The sequence below is a fragment of the Actinomadura sp. HBU206391 genome, from assembly GCF_014323665.1.
Taxonomy (GTDB): domain Bacteria; phylum Actinomycetota; class Actinomycetes; order Streptosporangiales; family Streptosporangiaceae; genus Actinomadura_C.
The window spans coordinates 1-1,628 of the sequence record NZ_JABVEB010000520.1 but is presented as its reverse complement, the minus strand read 5'-3'; the positions used below and the strand labels follow the sequence as shown (position 1 = coordinate 1,628).

At 68.6% G+C, this 1,628-nt stretch carries 3 protein-coding genes; 2 read left to right on the top strand and 1 reads right to left on the bottom strand.

What is annotated here, in order from left to right; genetic code table 11:
- The first annotated feature begins 105 nt into the window (after positions 1-105).
- Together HKK72_RS39045 and HKK72_RS39040 are read left to right on the top strand one after the other, a co-directional pair.
- Entirely contained in the window at positions 106-600 is a 495-nt protein-coding gene (locus tag HKK72_RS39045) for a helix-turn-helix transcriptional regulator (RefSeq protein ID WP_187239399.1), read from the top strand.
- A 39-nt stretch (positions 601-639) separates the two neighbouring features.
- Positions 640-1,083 (top strand): VOC family protein, encoded by a 444-nt coding sequence (locus HKK72_RS39040; protein WP_187239398.1) that lies wholly within the window; start codon positions 640-642, stop codon positions 1,081-1,083.
- A gap of 34 nt (positions 1,084-1,117) precedes the next feature.
- Here the strand turns inward: HKK72_RS39040 and HKK72_RS39035 are convergent.
- Positions 1,118-1,628: pyridoxal phosphate-dependent decarboxylase family protein (locus tag HKK72_RS39035; protein WP_261987620.1), on the bottom strand; the 511-nt coding region annotated here is incomplete at its 5' end.

The window sequence follows — 1,628 nt, the reverse complement described above, 5'->3', positions numbered from 1 at the left end:
AGGCCTGATCCACCGCCGGCCCGATCGACCGCTGGGCCCTCCTCGGGGGAGGGCCCAGCGGGCAAGCCGCCCATGACATGGCCGGCCGATGACAGGATCGAAGCCATGACGACCGCCCCGACGGCACGGCCCGCCCGGAAGGAACGATACCGCGCGCCCGACACCGCCCTCCTGCGGCGGCTCCGGCTGGCCAAGGACACCATGGACCGCGAATGGTCCGGGCCACTGGACATGGACGCGGTCGCCGCCGTCGCCGGTTACTCCACCTACCACTTCGTACGGCGATTTCGCGACGTGTACGGCGAGACCCCCGGCCAGTACCTCAGCCGCCGGCGGATCGAGCGGGCCAAGGAATTGCTGCGCTCGGCCAACCTCACCGTCACCGAGATCTGCATGCTGGTGGGCTTCAGCAGCCTCGGCACCTTCTGCACCCGCTTCAAACAGCAGGTCGGAATGACACCCGGCCAGTACCGCGACAGCGCCAGGACCTCCGCCTCCGCGCACATCCCCGGCTGCTTCGTGCTCTTCTGGGCAGGCGGCTTCCGCCCGAACGTGAGCAAGAATCGAGAAGGCGGGCCGGAACACCACCACCTAACGTGAGCGGCCGGAACACTCGCAGACCTCGAAGGAGCACATTAAATGATCACCGGACTCGGGCTCGCCACCGTCTGGGTGCTCGACCAGGACTCGGCAAAGGAGTTCTTCACCGAGAAGCTCGGCCTCGAGCTCAGATACGACATGACCCTCGGCGAGGGCGGAATGCGCTGGGTCACCGTCGGCGCGAAGAACCAGCCGGAACTGCAACTGACCCTGATGGTCCCCGGCCCCCCGTCACTCGACCCCGAATCCGCCGACCAGCTCAAGGCCCTGATCGCCAAGGGCGTGCTCGGAGCCGGCGCGTTCAACACCGACGACTGCCACGCCGCCCACCGCGAACTGACCGCCAAGGGCGTCACCTTCCTGCAGGAACCGCAGAAACGCCCGTACGGCATCGAGGCCATCTTCCGCGACGACTCGGGCAACTGGTACAGCCTCACCCAGCGATTCGACGAACTGGACGAGAGCGCGGACTGGAACGACTGAGCCCACCTCAGCGAGCCGGCTCAGCGGGCCCACCTCAGCCGGCCAGCTCCGCGCCGAGCTCCCTGACGACCTCCACGAACAACTCGATATCGGCCACGGTGGTACGCCAGTTCACGATCGCAGGCCGCAGGACCGTCATCCCGCGGTAGGTGCTCGTACCGGCGTACACCCGGCCGTCGGCCAGCAGCGCCGCGCCCAGACGGGCGTTCAGATCATCCAGCCGCTCCACCGGCACACCCTGCGGCCGGTAGCGGAAACACACCACGCACAACCGGACCGGCGCCAGCAGCTCCAGATCCGGGTCCCGCTCGACGAGCCCGCCCAGATGAGCCGCCACGTCCAGATGGCGCTCCACCATCTCCCGATACCCCTCACGCCCGTACGCGCGCAGCGTCGCCCAGATCGGCAGCGCCCGCGCCCGCCGGGACGACTCCGGCCCCAGCATGTTGTAGTTGACGTGCTCATCGTCGAGATCCGGCAGGTACGCGGCACCCCACGCGCCGAACGCCCGGCCCGGCAGCGAGGCGTCGCGCACGAACGAGAAA